The sequence below is a fragment of the Aequorivita iocasae genome, from assembly GCF_016757735.1.
In the GTDB taxonomy this organism is placed as follows: Bacteria; Bacteroidota; Bacteroidia; order Flavobacteriales; family Flavobacteriaceae; genus Aequorivita; species Aequorivita iocasae.
Map to the genome: position 1 here is coordinate 2,673,060 of NZ_CP068439.1, position 15,791 is coordinate 2,688,850.

Here is a 15,791-nt window from a genome sequence, read left to right on the forward strand (position 1 = left end):
TTTGCCAACTGGCAAAGGTTTTTTTTATCTTTAAAATAAAACTATGAGAGGTAGTGAAATTGATGCTTCAGAATACAATTCCTATTATCAGGGCTATGTAGACTTTGTAAATAACTTGCGTTTGCTTGATGCTTTTGAAAGGGGACTGGAAAATACTCAAGCCTTTTTTGCCAGTTTACCACAAGCAAAGCTACATTATCGCTATGCAGAAAATAAATGGACACCAAAAGATATTTTACAGCATATTATAGATACGGAAAGAGTTTTTGCATATAGAGCGCTCTACTTTTCAAGAGCCAATAATGCGAATTTGAAAGGCTTTGATGAAAATGAATTTGCCCAAAATACAGTTGCCAATACAAGAAGCATCGATGATCTTTTACAGGAATATACTGCGGTGCGCAACGCTAGCATCTGCCTTTTCAGAAGCTTTGACAAAGAGCGATTAAAACTTATTGGAACGGCAAATAACAGCATTATGTCTGTTGCAGCTGCGGGATTTATCATTTGTGGTCACGAAATTCACCATCAAATCATTATTAAAGAACGCTATCTCTAAATGAAGGTTTTTAAGCTATTAAAGGACACTTATCTTAGTTGGGACAAAAATGATCCTTGGGCAAAGAGTGCTGTTATTGCTTATTACGCCTTGTTTTCATTGCCATCCCTATTGATAATAACTGTTTATTTTGCTGGTGTGTTTTTTGGAAGGGAAGCGGTTGAAGGCAGGATAACAAAGGAGATTGCTGGATTAATAGGTCAAGAAAGTGCACAATTGATTCAAACAATGATTGTTAACTCCGCACTTTCTGACAACTCGGTACTCTTTATAATTTTTGGGATAGGAATGCTCATTTTTGGAGCGACAGGTGTTTTTTTTCAGCTTCAGAAAGCATTAAATGATATTTGGAGCGTTCGTGCAAAAAAGAATACCCTGCTAGATACCTTAAAGCGCAGGTTGATTTCCTTCGGAATGGTCCTCGCAATTGGTTTGTTGCTGTTAATATCATTGGTAATAAGTACTGCAATAAATGCTTTAAGTGATTTAATTGGAAATTATTATACAGACCTTTCCTCACAAATAATTCAAATTGTAAATTTTATATTTTCACAAATAATAATTACGGCGTTATTTGCCACAATTTTCACCTTACTGCCAGATGTAAAAATAAAATGGCGTACCAACCTTATTGGTGCTTTTATGACGGCCTTATTGTTTTTAGCAGGTAAATATTTAATCGGGTTTTATTTTTCTGCCTCCGACCCCGCCTCAGTTTATGGCGCCGCGGGAAGCTTGGTACTGATCCTTCTATGGGTATATTATACTTGTTTAATTCTTTTTTTTGGGGCTGAGTTTACAGTGAATTGGGCTCTCCTACGAAATATTACCATTGAGCCCACGAGCAACGCCACATTATCTTACGAACTTGAAATGCAGAAACTTCGCGAATACAAGCGAAAAGTAGAGGAGGATAAAAAAAAGGCCGAGACCTTGAAAAATAACACTTCGTCTTAGCACTTCTTAACAAAGATTAGTAAAAGATTAATATCAGAAAATTGATAGGTGAGACCCTGCTTAGTATCTTCACGTAGAATTAATTGTTTAACCAAAAAGAAAAGAAACATGAATAAGAGAATTGCAATTTTAGCTACTGACGGATTTGAAGAATCTGAATTGAAATCGCCTAAAGAAGCGATGGAAAAAGAAGGTTTTACCGTAGAAATAATTAGTGAAAAAGAAGGAAAGATAAAAGGTTGGGCAGACGGAAACTGGAGTAATGAATATACCGTTGACAAAACCATTGCAAACGCAACCGCATCTGATTATAACGCTTTGGTTCTTCCGGGCGGTGTAATAAACCCAGATAAACTTCGAAGAAATGATGATGCATTGAAATTTGTAAAATATTTCTTTGAACAAAAGAAACCGGTCGCTGCAATATGCCACGGCCCACAAACTTTAATCTCGGCTGGTGTAGTGGAAGGTAGAAAAATGACTTCCTTTAGCTCCATTAAAGATGACTTAATCAATGCCGGTGCAAACTGGGTTGATGAAGAGGTTGTGGTTGATGAGGGTTTTGTAACAAGTAGAAACCCCGATGATTTGCCTGCATTCAATTCAAAATTGATTGAGGAAATCAAGGAAGGAAAACACGAACTTCAACATGCATAAAGCGAGTTAAGTTTAAGAAATAAAAAAGAGGCTTTAAAAGCCTCTTTTTTTATGCAGGAAAGAATTATTCTTCTTCATCCATTTTCTTCTTGTCCGGTATTTCACTTATTGGCTCATTAAAATCAGCATCATCATAATCGTCCTCATCAAAATTGGCCATGGTTATTTCCAGGCGTGAGCTTACTTTAACTAAATATATGGTATCATCCGTTTTTACCTCTACTGCTTCAACGGTCTCGTTTTTAGCATTTTTAAAAGTTATTACGTGGTCATCATCATATCCATCCGGATATTTTTCCACTAACAGTGAAAGTATTTCAGGAGTTAACTTTCTATAATCTACAATAATTCGCTTCATTTAATATTCAATCTTATGGTTTGTGGTTATAAAACTATTCAAAAATTGAAGAGATAAAAATTTTTTCAATAAAATTTTCAGAAATTTTTATAATACTCAAAAGCACTGTAAATGAGCGAATTACTCACCTCGCAATCAATTTTGTACTGCCCAATGTCTTCCAAAAGAACAAATAAGACTTTGCCGTTTCTGTTTTTTTTGTCAAAAACCAAGAATTTTATCACAGCTTCAATATCACTTTTGGAAAAGTTCTGCCTTGGAAAGTAGCTTAAGATAGTTCGAGTAACATCATCTAATGTTTTTTTTGGAAACCCTAAACTTTCCGTAGAAATGTGGGTGGCTAAAATGATACCTATCGCCACTGCTTCTCCGTGGAGCAGTTCGGGCTTCTGGTCACTTTCCAAAAAATAGGATTCAATGGCGTGCCCCAAGGTGTGCCCATAATTAAGGGTTTTGCGAAGATTTTTTTCCAAAGGGTCTTTGGTTACTATTTCTTTTTTTATATCAACAGATTCGCGAATTAGTTTTTCAAATTCTACTTCATCTAAAACATTTACGCCCTTTATTCGCTCCCAATATTTTTTACTGTGGATAAGCCCGTGTTTCAGCATTTCGGCGAGACCAGAAGTTAAATGTGCTTTTGGCAATGTTTTTAGGAATTCAGTATCGATGAGGACCATTTCTGGCAGTGTAATTACGCCTATTTGGTTTTTTATGGAGCCTAGATCAACCCCGTTTTTTCCGCCAACAGAGGCATCAACCATTGCCAATAGGGAGGTGGGTATATTTATGAACCGAAGTCCACGTTTAAAGGTGGATGCAACAAAACCGCCCAAATCGGTAACAACGCCTCCGCCTAAATTAATGATTATACTGTTGCGGTCGGCGCCTTTTTCTGAAAGTGTGTTCCACACGTTCATGCAGGTGAAAATATTTTTAAAAGCTTCACCTGCAGATATTGTTAAAACCTCAAGTTTAAACTCAATGCATAGCTTTTCAAGAAAATATTCTGAGCAGTACCGTTTTGTATTTTCGTCTGTTAATATAAATATTTTAGAATCTTTCTGTTCGTACAAATAGTTTGACAATACTTTCCAGCCTAAGCTGCTATAATAAACCAATCCTTTTTCTTTTAGTGAATTTTCCATCAATTAGTTGATTGTTCTCATATATCCAGAAGCCAAATCTAACTATATTTGCACACTTTATTATAAATTTTATGATCGCAAATTCCCTTTTCGATAATACTGAAACCGCATTTAGATTAAAGAGCGATTCTGAACTGGAAAGAGCATATTTTCTTTTTAAAATGATTTCAAAAGAACCGTTGGTAAAAATTGGCACGGCAGTTACAAAATTTGCACTCAATGTAAATCTTCCGGTTGAAGGCCTAATAAGATCTACGGTGTTTGACCATTTTTGTGGCGGGGTAAGTGAAACGGACTGTATGTCTACCGTGGATAAGCTGTCTGACGTGGGAGTCTGTTCGGTTTTGGATTATTCTGTGGAAGGAAAAGAGGAAGATGCACAATTTGATGCCACGGCAAACAAAGTTATAGAGCTCACGCAATTTGCAAAAAACAAAAAGGCGATGCCTTTTTCGGTTTTTAAACCCACAGGTTTTGGGCGTTTCAAGATTTTACAAAAAGTTACCGAAAAGCAGCCTTTGACCGAAGAGGAGAAACTTGAGTGGGAAAAATTGGAAGCGCGATATGACCGTGTAGCAAAAGTAGCGCACGATTGTAATATTAGTTTGTTGATTGATGGAGAGGAATCATGGATGCAGGATGCCGCAGATGATCTTTGTGAACGGATGATGGAAAAATATAACAAGGAACGCCCAATAGTTTTCAACACATTGCAATGTTATCGCTGGGACCGTTTGGATTATTTGAAAAAACTTCACGGTAGGGCCAAAAACAAAGGGTACAAACTTGGGTTCAAAATTGTCCGTGGCGCCTATATGGAAAAGGAAAATGAACGTGCTGCCGAGAAAGGCTATAAATCTCCAATTTGCGAGAGCAAAATGGCTACTGACGCTAATTTTAATGAAATTTTAAAGTATATCCTGGATAATTTGAATGATATTGAACTTTTCGTGGGTACCCATAACGAATTGAGCACTTATTTAGCAATGGATTTAATGGAGGCGAAAAATATTTCAAAAAGTGACAACCGCATTTGGTTTGGACAACTTTTTGGAATGAGTGACCACATTACTTTTAATTTGGGAGCAGAAGGGTATAACGTTACTAAATATATTCCTTTCGGACCGGTAAAAGACGTGATGCCTTATTTAATTCGTCGTGCGGAAGAAAACACTTCTGTGGCTGGGCAAACAAGTAGAGAGCTTACCCTTCTTAAAAAAGAAAAAATACGTAGAAAATTGTAATTTAATTTTTTTAGTGGTTGGAAGTCACCTGCGCCTCTAATACTGTGGCTAACTTTTCACAATTTTCAACAGTTATTTTTATATTATTTTTGGAAATTTCTCCTTCTATTACGTAGTGCCTACAGGAATCAAGATCGGTTTTGCTTTCTGAAAAGAGAACATCGCCATCTTCCAAAAGAAAAGAAACCACTGAAGTATCCATTTTGTTTTCACGCAGCACATTTAAAGTGCTTTCAGAGAAAGCGCGCTCTTTTAAACGTATATTCTTAAGTGTTCTGGATTCTGGGCCATAGGCGCAGGAAGTTTTTTTTCCGCTGAGAACAAAAAATAAAAATACGATTCCAATTATGAAACCGCCAGAAAAATAAGCCAATCGGTATGCTAACTTCATTAAGTTTTGTTTTGGTATTTTGGGCCTGCCCCTTTATGTATTTCCTAATCGTATTAGAAAATTAACAGATTGATATCGCTATAAGACATATTGAACCAATCTGCACAAGCTTTATTTGTCAATATTCCGCGGTAAAAGTACAAACCATTTTTTAAACCATTGTCAAAGCGGATGGCATTTTCCAATCCACCGCTTTCTGCAATTTCTAGAATATAGGGGGTAAATATATTACTTATGGAAATAGAAGCCGTTTTTGGATAACGTGCAGGAATATTCGGGACCCCATAGTGTATTACTTCGTGCTTAATGTAGGTGGGGTTGTCGTGGCTTGTCATTTCAGTAGTTTCAAAACAGCCGCCCATATCTACGCAAACATCTATCACCACAGCGCCTTTTTTCATATTGCGCACCATTTCCTCCGTAACAATAATGGGCGCACGATTTTGACCACGAACTGCACCAATTGCCACGTCACATCGCAAAAGTGCTTTCATTAAATTTTTTGGCTGTATAGTTGAAGTATATAAAATCCGACCTACATTGGTCTGAATTGATCTAAGTTTTGTGATGGAACTATCAAAAACCTTAACATTTGCACCCAATCCCAACGCCGATCGTACAGCAAATTCACCTACGGTCCCCGCTCCAATAACTACGACTTCAATAGGAGGGACCCCGCTAATATTGCCGAAAAGAAGCCCATTTCCTTTTTTTGCGTTTACCATAAGTTCCGCTGCAATAAGAACTGATGCGGTACCTGCAATTTCACTCAATGCTTTAACGGCGGGATAGCTGTGGTCCTCATCTTTTATAAATTCAAACGCTAAGGCAGTTATTTTCTTTTTTGCAAGGGCGTCAAAGTAAGATTTCTGTCTCGTCTTTAATTGCAGGGCAGAAATTAATACTGTTTTGGGCTTCATTAAATCCAATTCTTCAAGGGTAGGGGGCTCTACTTTGAGAACCATGGGGCACCCGAACACTTTTTTTGTGTCGTTGGTAAGCTGTGCTCCGGCTTCCGAATAGTCTTTGTCTGAAAATCCGGCTTCATTGCCTGCTCCATTTTCAATGAGGACACGGTGTCCGTTGTTGACTATGGCGTTGACAGCGTCTGGAGTTAGGCAAATACGTTTTTCTTGAAAATAAGCTTCCTTTGGTATGCCAATAAAGAGCTCGCCTTTTTGTTTGGAAACTTCAAGGGTTTCTTCTTGGGGAAGCAATTGTGCTCTTGTGAAGGGTGATTTTGGCTTTGACATGGTACGAACTTGGCAGTTTTAATTTACGGAATTTTCACAATTTTGAAAAGTTAATTATCGAAAGAGATCTTTTATCTGCTGCCAAAAAGATCGTTTGTGCAAAAGTTCTTCCTCAAATGATTTCAAATCGTCCTGTCTCATTTGGCTAAAAAGCTTTGCTCTTATTAAATAAACAAAAGGAATAACAACCATCATTATCGGAATTACATATATAATTTCAACTTCATCAACACTGCCAAAATTTTGTTTTAGGATATTAAACAATTGAAAAACATACATGGATAAAGGCACAAGAATGATCCAATGCCACCAGTGCTTACAGGTAAAAAACCAAATTAAAAGTAAAAGCACAGGAATGATTTTGCCTGTTAAAAACCATGCATATTGATAAAGGGAAGGGAATTTAGTGGTAAATGTAAAAAAAGAAGTTTCCCAAACTTGTGTATCGCTTGGGAAACTTTCATACGCATAATATATAAATGGGGTGCATGCCATTATAAAAACAACAATGCCGCCCTGTATTAAGCTTTTTTTATCCGGCTGGCGGAACGGTAACCGTCCTCGCATCGATTTGTTGTGGGGTTTGTTCATCCTGGATTCCTTCTGGGGTACAAGAAGCGAATAATCCTACTGCAAAAATTGCGGCTACAATAATAACTTTAAAGTTTTTCATAATAATAAGTTTTTGTGAGGTTAATATGGGTCAAACTTACAATCAAAAAACTTAAGCATACTAATTATGTTAATTGTATCTTTACAGGTTATAATGCAATTAAATCCTTTGAAATTCATTCAAAAATTCAATTTAATGTTAATTTTTAACATTTACTGCAACCCTGCTTATAGTTGTTAATTCACCGGCAATGTTTTATTTGTTTTATTTCGCTTTTAGTTAGTTTTAATTTTTTTTCTTTTTAACTCCATGCTAAAGCTATAATTGTAATGTAGGTATTCTTTATACTAGATGTTAAAATGATAATTATAAAGTACCAAGGTACGTATAAATTTTGAAAATTTAGCGGGGGTCAAAAATCAGAAAAGATCTTTTATCTGCTTCCATATAGAATTTTTAGAACCTAGTTCCTCTTCGAAACTTCGTAAATCCTTTCCTATTAATTTATTCGAAAGCTGAGCTTTTATAAGATAAACAAACGGAACTATAACTAACATTATAGGAAAGAGCCACCATATTTCAACTTCATCGGTAATACCCACGTCATCATTAATAACGCTGAATAGCTGAAAGGCAAACATGCCTATTGGGATAAGAATCACGTGGTACCACCAATGCTTACAGGTAATAAACCAAATAACCAACAGTAGGAGGGGAACAAACTTCCCCATCATTGTCCATGCAGATACTTTTACTTCTTGGTACCAATTTGCTTGGTATGTAAATAAAAAAGTTTCCCACGTTTTTGTTTGTGGGAAACTTTCATAACTGTAAAAAATATACGGTGATGCTGCTATAATAAGCGCTATAATACTACCCGTTGCTAGGTATGATGATTTTACTTTTTTCAATTTGTTGGGGTGCTTGTTCATCTTGGATGCTTTCTGGGGTGCAAGAAGCAAAGATTCCTAATGAAAAAATTGCCGCGATAAAAAGTACTTTTAGAGTTTTCATAATTAATAGTTTTTGTGAGGTTAATAACACTTCAAACCTAGTATGAAAAAAGAAAAGTTTTTTAATTATTTTTAGTATATATTTATAAATTTTTTTGACAATAAATTCCCATCTCTATAATTTTTGCGATTTGGGGCAAACAACTAAAAAGTGATTTATAAAATATAGTATTTCACGCTGCAATTTTATTTCACCGGCAAAAATTTTAAAGTTCTACTTCCGTTATTATTAATTTTGATATTAATTTTATTAGCATCTTCAGGCAAAAGGCGATCAATTTTTTCGGGCCATTCAATAAAAATATAGGCTCCGCTATATAAATAATCCTCTAGGCCAATATCAAAAGCTTCAGCAATATCTTTTATCCTGTAAAAATCAAAGTGGTAAATAGCGCCCTTGGGGGTTTCATATTCGTTAACTATTGAAAAGGAGGGACTGCTTGAGGTTTCAATAACTCCCAGTTGTTTAACAAGCTCTTTTATTAAAGTTGTTTTGCCCACACCCATATCGCCATAAAAAAGAAATACATTTGAGGCTGAATTTTTTAAAAGTTGTTCAGCTATTTCGCCAATATCATTTTGGATATATGTAAATTCCATAGTTAAAACGGGACGAATATAGATAATTTATCAATTAAAAGCGAAATTATCTAGCAAATTGGTAATAATTCCTACACAGTTGTTTTAAAAAGAATTACTTAGGGGTAAAAACCGAAAATGGAATAATCATCTCTTCCAGCGACACGCCACCGTGCTGATAGGTGTTTCTATAGTAACTTACATAGTGGTTATAATTATTGGGGTAGGCAAAGAAATAGTCGCCTTTTGCAAAAATGAAAGAACTGCTCATATTTATAGTGGGCAAATAAATTGTCTTCGGATCTTTTGCCGCCAAAACCTCTTTATCTTCATATGTTAAGCTTTTGCCGGTTTTATACCGTAGATTAAGACTTGTATTTTTATCACCAATCACTTTTGAAGGGTTTTTTACATTGATTGTTCCGTGGTCTGTAGTAATTATCAGTTTGAAGCCGAGACGTGCGGCCTGTTGTATAATTTCTAGTAGCGGGGAATTTCTAAACCAACTTTGTGTAAGCGAACGGTATGATTTGTCATTTGAGGCCAATTCCTTAATAACCTCCATTTCGGTTTTGGAATGTGAAAGCATATCAACAAAATTATAGACAACCACAGTTAAGTCTTCATCCTTATGGCTTTTAAAGTTTTCCACTAGTTTTTTACCTTGCTTCAAACTTGAGATTTTATGATAGCTCCAGTTTAAATTTAGGCCCAAGCGTTTCAATTGTGCGGTTAAAAACTCTTCCTCTTTCATGTTTTTTCCGCCTTCATCCGTGTCGTTTAACCATAAATCTGGATGCAATTTCTCCATTTCGCTTGGCATAAGGCCAGAAAAAATGGCATTTCGAGCGTATTGAGTAGCAGTGGGAAGGATGCTGCAAAAAAGTTCTTCGGAAGTCTTTTTATAAATATTTGCAACCGTGGGCTCAAAGGCCTTCCATTGGTCTACCCTTAAATTATCTACAACTACAAGTAAAGTAGGAACACCCTGCTTCAGTTGAGGCTGAATTTTGTCTTTGAATAGCGTGTGCGACATGGTAGGCGCCTCGCTCGGGTCCTCAAACCATTTCGGATAATTTTTATCGATAAACTTACAGAATTGACTGTTGGCCTCTGTTTTTTGGGATTCCAAAATTTCAAACATTCCTGAATCCTCAATGTTTTCCAACTCCAGTTCCCAATAAACCAATTTTGTGTAAAGGTCTTTCCATTCCTCAAAACTATTCACCATAGAAAGGTCCATGGCAATTTTCCGGAATTCCTGTTGGTAATTTGAGGTAGTCTTTTCAGAAACAAGCCTACTGTGGTCCAGATTTTTCTTTAAGCTCAAAAGAATCTGGTTCGGGTTTACGGGCTTTATAAGATAGTCGGCAATTTTGGAACCGATGGCTTCTTCCATTATATATTCTTCTTCGCTTTTGGTAATCATTACCACAGGAATGGAGGCTTGCTGCTCCTTGATTTCCGAAAGTGTTTCAAGCCCTGTGAGGCCCGGCATATTTTCATCCAAAAAAACAATGTCAAAATTTTCTTTTTTTATTTCTTCAAGTGCTTCCGTACCGCTCTGTGCCGTCGTTACCTTGTAATTTTTGTTTTCAAGGAATAGAATGTGTGGTTTTAGCAAATCTATCTCGTCATCTACCCATAGTACTTTTATGTCGCTCATATATGTATATTTGTCTTTGTACTCCGAAGCTTTGGCAAAGAAGTATCGTTAAATTAAATTTATATAATTCTACTTTATTATTGTCGCGAAGAATTCCTTCAAAAATAGCCTTGAATTATTTCAAAAAAACAGTGAATCTATTAATTTAAAGTTAAAATTTGAAAACCCTCACAAAACATAAAATTATAAACGACCCCATCTATGGTTTTATTACCATGCCCAGCAAATTGGTTTTTGATTTGATAGAGCATAAATATTTTCAAAGGTTGCGAAGAATTTCACAAATGGGTTTTTCATACATAGTATATCCGGGTGCGCACCACACACGCTTTCACCATGCACTGGGAGCAATGTTCTTGATGCAAAAGGCGGTTCAAGTACTTCAATCCAAAGGGGTTGCGATTTCAATTAAGGAAGAGGAAGCACTTTATATTGCCATATTGCTTCACGATATTGGCCACGGGCCATTCTCCCATGCAATGGAAAATAGTATTGTGGAAAACATTAGTCACGAGCAAATCTCACTGCTTTTCATGGAGAACTTAAACCAGAAGTTTAACAAGCAATTAACGCTTGCCATTAAAATATTCAAGGACGAGCACCCGCGCAAATTTTTGCACCAGTTAGTTTCTGGGCAGTTGGATATGGACCGATTGGATTACCTAAAGCGCGACAGTTTTTACACAGGGGTCCCAGAAGGTACTGTTAATGCACAGCGATTGGTGACAATGCTCAATGTAAAAGACGATAAATTGGTAGTAGAGGAGAAGGGAATTTATTCCGTTGAAAATTTCCTCGTAGCGCGAAGGTTAATGTATTGGCAGGTATATCTTCACAAAACGGGCATTGTGGCCGAGCAGCTTTTGGTTCGGGTCCTTAAACGTGCCAAACAACTTACCGCCCAAGGAGTCAATCTTCCTGCGAGCGATAACCTTACATTTTTTCTGAAAAATACCATAAACTTAAATGTCTTTTCGGATGAAGTTCTTGAAAAATTTTCAAGTTTAGACGACTACGATATTATCTCGGGAATGAAAATGTGGGCGGGCAACGATGATTTTGTTTTGGGCAATCTCTCAAGAATGCTTCTTAACCGCGATTTGTTAAAGGTGAAAGTGAAATCTGAGCCCTTTACCACCGCGAAGGTTAAGGAGAAAAGAAGCAAGCTTGAGAAAAAATATCACATTTCAGAAGACGAAGCATCATTTTTCGTCTTTACGGGAAAGCTGGAAAACCAAGCCTACAGCATGGAAAAGGACACCATAAATCTCTTGAAGAAAAGCGGTAAAGTTATTGACGTGGCAAAGGCAAGCGATCAGTTGAATTTAGAGGCGCTGTCAAAATCTGTAGTGAAATACTATTTGTGCTATCCAAAAAACAATACAATCAGCCATCGGGGCTAAGCCCTTTTTTTCTATTTTTGCAAGAATGAAAACCAATGACCGACCTCTAATTCATTTAAAATATATTACTTTGCGGTTGCCTTTTATATGTACGTCGGTTAAAAAAAACCTTAATACCCCATGAAATTTACAGCAGCCCAAATAGCAGGAATCCTAAACGGTACCGTTGAAGGCGATGAAGGTGTTGCGGTTTCAAAGCTCGCAAAGATTGAAGAGGGTAAAAAAGGGAGTCTCACTTTTTTGGCCAACCCAAAATACACTCATTATATATATTCTACCGAGGCTTCAATTACTATTGTAAATAATGATTTTGTTGCAGAGAATAAAATCAAAACAACTTTAATACGCGTTGAGAATGCCTACAAAGCTTTTTCACAGCTATTGGAATATTATAATCAAGTAAAAATGAACAAGACAGGCATAGAAAATCCTGTCTTTATTTCTGAAAGTGCCAAGTACGGTGATAATTTGTATTTAGGCGCTTTTTCATATGTTGGTGAAAATGTAAAAATTGGTGATAATGTAAAGATTTATCCAAATGTTTATATAGGTGATAATGTAACCATAGGCGACAAAACTATCTTGTTCACTGGCGCTAAAATCTATTCCGAAACCGTAATTGGTAAATCCTGTGTAATAAACAGTGGTGTGGTGCTAGGAGCCGATGGATTTGGATTTACTCCCAATGAAAAAGGGGAATACAATAAAGTGCCCCAGACAGGCAACGTAATTATAGAGGACAATGTAGATGTGGGACCCGGTACAACCATAGATCGCGCAACTTTAGGATCTACGGTTATAAAAAAAGGGGTGAAGCTCGATAACCAAATTCAGATAGCCCACAATGTAACGATTGGTGAAAACACCGTTATTGCCGCACAAACAGGAATTGCAGGATCTACCAAAATTGGAAAAAACTGTATGATTGGAGGCCAAGTAGGTATTGCGGGCCATATCACTATTGGTGATAACGTAAAGATTCAGGCACAAAGCGGTATAGGCCGAAATGTTAAGGACAATGAGACCCTTCAAGGTTCGCCAGCTTTAAACTATGGCGATTTTAATAAAAGTTATGTATATTTTAAAAACCTTCCAAAAATAATGGAGAGGTTCAACGTAGTTGAAAAAAAACTTGACAATGAGTGAATGTTTGGTAAAACAGCGAACCATAGCTAAAGAAATTTCCCTTACGGGAGTAGGTTTGCATACGGGCAAAGAAGTTACAATTACCTTCAAGCCCGCCCCCGAGAATCATGGATACACTTTCGTAAGAATTGATTTAGAGGGACACCCAGTAATTGAAGCAGATGCCAATTATGTTGTAAACACGCAGCGCGGTACAAATTTGGAAAAGCAGGGCGTTAAAATTCAAACTTCAGAGCATGTGCTTGCTGCCTTGGTTGGGCTGGAAATTGATAACTGTACCATGGAGCTTAATGCTTCGGAACCTCCAATTATGGACGGTTCCTCAAAGTTTTTTGTGGAGGCCCTTGAAAAAGCTGGAATTGTAGAGCAAAATAAAGCGCGGGAAGAATATGTGGTAAAAGAAGTTATTTCATACCTCGACGAAGAGACCGGAAGCGAGATAATAGTAATGCCCGCGGATGAATACCAGGTAACAACCATGGTAGATTTTGGTACTAAGGTATTGGGAACCCAAAACGCATCTCTAAAGCATATTTCAGATTTTAAGGATGAAATTGCAAATGCGCGAACTTTCAGCTTTCTTCATGAAATTGAAATGCTTCTTGAGCACGGCTTAATAAAAGGTGGGGATTTAAACAATGCGATTGTTTATGTTGACAAAGAACTTTCACCAGCTACGATGGAAAAACTTCGTGTCGCTTTTGGAAAAGATTCCATTTCGGTAAAACCTAACGGAATTCTAGATAATTTAACACTTCACTATCCAAACGAAGCCGCAAGGCATAAACTTTTGGATGTAGTGGGAGATTTGGCTTTGGTAGGTACGCGCATCCGAGGAAAAGTAATTGCAAACAAGCCAGGCCACTTTGTAAACACACAATTTGCCAAAAAACTTTCAAAAATCATAAAACTGGAAGCTCGAAATAACATTCCTAAATTCGACATCAATCAACCGCCTGTAAAAGATGTAAATCAGATTATGGCCATGCTTCCGCATAGACCTCCATTTTTGCTGGTTGATAAAATTATGGAAATGACAGAAACCAGCGTTGTTGGTTTAAAGAATGTAACAATGAATGAACCCTTCTTTGTAGGTCACTTTCCTGGAGCACCTGTAATGCCGGGGGTTTTGATTGTAGAAGCTATGGCACAGACTGGAGGCATTCTTGCACTTAGCACGGTTCCAGATCCCGAAAATTATCTTACATATTTTATGAAAATAAACAATGTAAAATTTAAGCAACAGGTAAATCCGGGAGATACCCTTATATTTAAACTTGAATTAATGTCACCCATTCGCCGGGGAATAGTACATATGAGCGGTAACGCATATGCGAATGATAAACTGGTGACCGAGGCCGAATTGATGGCTCAAATGGTAAAAACAAAAAACTTATAAATGAACCAACCACTTGCATACGTCCATCCGGGCGCCAAAATAGCCAAAAATGTTGTGATTGAGCCTTTCACGACCATTCATAACAATGTTGTAATTGGAGAAGGAACTTGGATAGGCAGTAATGTGACTATTATGGAAGGTGCGCGCATCGGTAAAAATTGCAATATTTTTCCGGGAGCCGTAATCTCTGCCATTCCACAGGACTTAAAGTTTAAGGATGAAGACACAACGGTTGAGATAGGTGACGGAACTACAATTCGTGAATACGTAACTATAAACCGCGGTACTATTGATCGCGGTAAAACAGTAGTGGGTAAAAACTGCTGGATTATGGCGTATTGCCATATTGCGCATGATTGTATAGTGGGGGATAACTGTATTTTCAGCAACAACAGTACGCTTGCTGGGCATATAACTGTTGGAGACCATGTGGTTTTGGCAGGAATGACAGCCGTGCACCAATTTTGTATGATTGGCAATCATGCTTTTGTAACTGGGGGATCTTTGGTTAGAAAAGATGTGCCACCCTTTGTGAAAGCAGCGCGTGAACCGCTGAGTTATGTTGGCATCAATTCTATTGGGTTAAGAAGAAGAGGCTTCACTTCACAAAAAATTACCGAAATCCAAAATATTTACAGACTTCTGTATCAAAAAAACTACAATACCACCCAGGCCACCGAAATCATCGAAGCCGAAATGGAGGCTACACCAGAACGCGATGAGATTCTTCAGTTTATAAAAAATTCCAAAAGAGGAATTATGAAGGGCTATTTCAATTCAAACTAAACCGATATTTCAAAATATTAATCATACTTATTTAAAGTTTACAATGGCAACATCATCAGATATTAGAAAAGGACTATGCATCCGCTATAACAATGACATATATAAAATAATTGAATTCCTTCACGTAAAACCAGGAAAAGGTCCTGCTTTTGTGCGTACAAAACTAAAAAGTGTTACCACGGGGAAAGTGATTGATAACACTTTTTCCGCAGGCCATAGAATAGAGGATGTGCGTGTAGAAACACATAAGTTTCAATACCTCTACAATGAAGGAGACATGTATCATTTTATGAATACGGACGATTATTCCCAAATTCGTTTGATGAAAGATATTTTGGACACCCCAGAATTAATGAAGGAAGGCGAAATAGTGACAGTGTTAATAAATACGGAAGACAATGCGCCCCTTTCTGTTGAAATGCCTGCCCATGTGGTGTTAGAGGTAATTTCGACCGAACCTGGCGTCAAAGGAAACACAGCCACAAACGCCACAAAACCTGCAATAGTTGAAACCGGAGCCGAAATTAACGTTCCGCTTTTCATAAATGAAGGTGATAAAATTAGAATTGACACTGAAAAAGGGCAGTACCAAGAACGAATGAAAGAGTAAAATACCTTA

The 15,791-nt window shown here is 37.1% G+C and carries 18 protein-coding genes; 9 read left to right on the forward strand and 9 right to left on the reverse strand.

All coding sequences use genetic code 11. The annotated features are described in order from the left end of the window. Positions 1-43 precede the first annotated feature (43 nt). The 3 genes from JK629_RS12295 (at position 44) to JK629_RS12305 (ending at position 2,173) form a co-directional block, all read left to right on the forward strand. The gene (locus JK629_RS12295; protein ID WP_202335914.1) at positions 44-559 is read left to right on the forward strand and encodes a DinB family protein; all 516 of its coding nucleotides are present in this window, start codon (positions 44-46) and stop codon (positions 557-559) included. After that, positions 560-1,516 (forward strand): YihY/virulence factor BrkB family protein, encoded by a 957-nt coding sequence (locus JK629_RS12300; RefSeq protein WP_202335915.1) that lies wholly within the window; start codon positions 560-562, stop codon positions 1,514-1,516. It begins immediately after the preceding gene. 108 nt (positions 1,517-1,624) lie between these two features. Then, a complete protein-coding gene (locus JK629_RS12305) occupies positions 1,625-2,173 on the forward strand; it encodes a type 1 glutamine amidotransferase domain-containing protein (RefSeq protein WP_202335916.1) in 549 nt (182 codons plus the stop codon). 64 nt (positions 2,174-2,237) lie between these two features. On the opposite strand, the gene JK629_RS12310 is transcribed toward JK629_RS12305, so the two are convergent. Both JK629_RS12310 and aroB read right to left on the reverse strand, forming a co-directional pair. Next, positions 2,238-2,531, reverse strand: coding sequence for a hypothetical protein (locus JK629_RS12310; RefSeq protein ID WP_202335917.1), 294 nt, complete (start codon positions 2,529-2,531; stop codon positions 2,238-2,240). A 77-nt stretch (positions 2,532-2,608) separates the two neighbouring features. After that, positions 2,609-3,679, reverse strand: a complete 1,071-nt coding sequence (aroB, locus tag JK629_RS12315) for a 3-dehydroquinate synthase (RefSeq protein WP_202335918.1) — start codon at positions 3,677-3,679, stop codon at positions 2,609-2,611. Between the two features lie 71 nt (positions 3,680-3,750). On the opposite strand from aroB, the gene JK629_RS12320 reads away from it, so the two are divergent. Beyond that, positions 3,751-4,923, forward strand: a complete 1,173-nt coding sequence (locus tag JK629_RS12320; RefSeq protein WP_202335919.1) for a proline dehydrogenase family protein — start codon at positions 3,751-3,753, stop codon at positions 4,921-4,923. 10 nt (positions 4,924-4,933) lie between these two features. Here JK629_RS12320 and JK629_RS12325 read toward each other — a convergent pair whose 3' ends face one another. The 7 genes from JK629_RS12325 to porX form a co-directional block, all read right to left on the reverse strand. Continuing rightward, positions 4,934-5,314: a hypothetical protein gene (locus tag JK629_RS12325; protein ID WP_202335920.1), complete on the reverse strand. Its 381-nt coding sequence runs from the start codon at positions 5,312-5,314 to the stop codon at positions 4,934-4,936. A 53-nt stretch (positions 5,315-5,367) separates the two neighbouring features. After that, positions 5,368-6,567, reverse strand: coding sequence for an alanine dehydrogenase (locus JK629_RS12330; RefSeq protein ID WP_202335921.1), 1,200 nt, complete (start codon positions 6,565-6,567; stop codon positions 5,368-5,370). A 54-nt stretch (positions 6,568-6,621) separates the two neighbouring features. After that, positions 6,622-6,918: a hypothetical protein gene (locus tag JK629_RS12335; RefSeq protein ID WP_202335922.1), complete on the reverse strand. Its 297-nt coding sequence runs from the start codon at positions 6,916-6,918 to the stop codon at positions 6,622-6,624. Positions 6,919-7,099: 181 nt separating this feature from the next. Continuing rightward, on the reverse strand, positions 7,100-7,240 hold the full coding sequence (locus tag JK629_RS12340; RefSeq protein WP_202335923.1) for a hypothetical protein: 141 nt from the start codon (positions 7,238-7,240) through the stop codon (positions 7,100-7,102). Positions 7,241-7,599: 359 nt separating this feature from the next. Continuing rightward, complete coding sequence (locus JK629_RS12345) at positions 7,600-8,112, reverse strand: hypothetical protein (RefSeq protein ID WP_202335924.1); 513 nt, start codon at positions 8,110-8,112, stop codon at positions 7,600-7,602. Positions 8,113-8,379: 267 nt separating this feature from the next. Next, a complete protein-coding gene (tsaE, locus tag JK629_RS12350; RefSeq protein ID WP_202335925.1) occupies positions 8,380-8,793 on the reverse strand; it encodes a tRNA (adenosine(37)-N6)-threonylcarbamoyltransferase complex ATPase subunit type 1 TsaE in 414 nt (137 codons plus the stop codon). 94 nt (positions 8,794-8,887) lie between these two features. Beyond that, positions 8,888-10,438 (reverse strand): T9SS response regulator signal transducer PorX, encoded by a 1,551-nt coding sequence (gene porX / locus JK629_RS12355; RefSeq protein ID WP_202335926.1) that lies wholly within the window; start codon positions 10,436-10,438, stop codon positions 8,888-8,890. Positions 10,439-10,596: 158 nt separating this feature from the next. Here porX and JK629_RS12360 point away from each other — a divergent pair, with 158 nt between their 5' ends. From JK629_RS12360 to efp, 5 genes are all read left to right on the forward strand, one after another. Further along, a complete protein-coding gene (locus JK629_RS12360) occupies positions 10,597-11,841 on the forward strand; it encodes an HD domain-containing protein (protein ID WP_202335927.1) in 1,245 nt (414 codons plus the stop codon). A gap of 120 nt (positions 11,842-11,961) precedes the next feature. Then, on the forward strand, positions 11,962-12,987 hold the full coding sequence (gene lpxD, locus JK629_RS12365) for a UDP-3-O-(3-hydroxymyristoyl)glucosamine N-acyltransferase (protein ID WP_202335928.1): 1,026 nt from the start codon (positions 11,962-11,964) through the stop codon (positions 12,985-12,987). Next, complete coding sequence (locus JK629_RS12370) at positions 12,980-14,386, forward strand: bifunctional UDP-3-O-[3-hydroxymyristoyl] N-acetylglucosamine deacetylase/3-hydroxyacyl-ACP dehydratase (protein WP_202335929.1); 1,407 nt, start codon at positions 12,980-12,982, stop codon at positions 14,384-14,386. The genes lpxD and JK629_RS12370 overlap by 8 nt, the downstream gene beginning before the upstream one ends. After that, the gene (lpxA, locus tag JK629_RS12375; RefSeq protein ID WP_202335930.1) at positions 14,387-15,172 is read left to right on the forward strand and encodes an acyl-ACP--UDP-N-acetylglucosamine O-acyltransferase; all 786 of its coding nucleotides are present in this window, start codon (positions 14,387-14,389) and stop codon (positions 15,170-15,172) included. A 43-nt stretch (positions 15,173-15,215) separates the two neighbouring features. After that, on the forward strand, positions 15,216-15,782 hold the full coding sequence (efp, locus tag JK629_RS12380) for an elongation factor P (RefSeq protein WP_202335931.1): 567 nt from the start codon (positions 15,216-15,218) through the stop codon (positions 15,780-15,782). Positions 15,783-15,791 lie beyond the last annotated feature (9 nt).

What these genes read in the sequence shown, in the direction of transcription:
- JK629_RS12295 (WP_202335914.1), top strand. Translation starts at nt 44, where the DNA reads ATGAGAGGTAGTGAAATTGATGCTTCAGAATACAATTCCTATTATCAG.
- JK629_RS12300 (WP_202335915.1), top strand. Translation starts at nt 560, where the DNA reads ATGAAGGTTTTTAAGCTATTAAAGGACACTTATCTTAGTTGGGACAAA.
- JK629_RS12305 (WP_202335916.1), top strand. Translation starts at nt 1,625, where the DNA reads ATGAATAAGAGAATTGCAATTTTAGCTACTGACGGATTTGAAGAATCT.
- JK629_RS12310 (WP_202335917.1), bottom strand. Translation starts at nt 2,531, where the DNA reads ATGAAGCGAATTATTGTAGATTATAGAAAGTTAACTCCTGAAATACTT.
- aroB (WP_202335918.1), bottom strand. Translation starts at nt 3,679, where the DNA reads ATGGAAAATTCACTAAAAGAAAAAGGATTGGTTTATTATAGCAGCTTA.
- JK629_RS12320 (WP_202335919.1), top strand. Translation starts at nt 3,751, where the DNA reads ATGATCGCAAATTCCCTTTTCGATAATACTGAAACCGCATTTAGATTA.
- JK629_RS12325 (WP_202335920.1), bottom strand. Translation starts at nt 5,314, where the DNA reads ATGAAGTTAGCATACCGATTGGCTTATTTTTCTGGCGGTTTCATAATT.
- JK629_RS12330 (WP_202335921.1), bottom strand. Translation starts at nt 6,567, where the DNA reads ATGTCAAAGCCAAAATCACCCTTCACAAGAGCACAATTGCTTCCCCAA.
- JK629_RS12340 (WP_202335923.1), bottom strand. Translation starts at nt 7,240, where the DNA reads ATGAAAAACTTTAAAGTTATTATTGTAGCCGCAATTTTTGCAGTAGGA.
- JK629_RS12345 (WP_202335924.1), bottom strand. Translation starts at nt 8,112, where the DNA reads ATGAACAAGCACCCCAACAAATTGAAAAAAGTAAAATCATCATACCTA.
- tsaE (WP_202335925.1), bottom strand. Translation starts at nt 8,793, where the DNA reads ATGGAATTTACATATATCCAAAATGATATTGGCGAAATAGCTGAACAA.
- porX (WP_202335926.1), bottom strand. Translation starts at nt 10,438, where the DNA reads ATGAGCGACATAAAAGTACTATGGGTAGATGACGAGATAGATTTGCTA.
- lpxD (WP_202335928.1), top strand. Translation starts at nt 11,962, where the DNA reads ATGAAATTTACAGCAGCCCAAATAGCAGGAATCCTAAACGGTACCGTT.
- JK629_RS12370 (WP_202335929.1), top strand. Translation starts at nt 12,980, where the DNA reads ATGAGTGAATGTTTGGTAAAACAGCGAACCATAGCTAAAGAAATTTCC.
- lpxA (WP_202335930.1), top strand. Translation starts at nt 14,387, where the DNA reads ATGAACCAACCACTTGCATACGTCCATCCGGGCGCCAAAATAGCCAAA.
- efp (WP_202335931.1), top strand. Translation starts at nt 15,216, where the DNA reads ATGGCAACATCATCAGATATTAGAAAAGGACTATGCATCCGCTATAAC.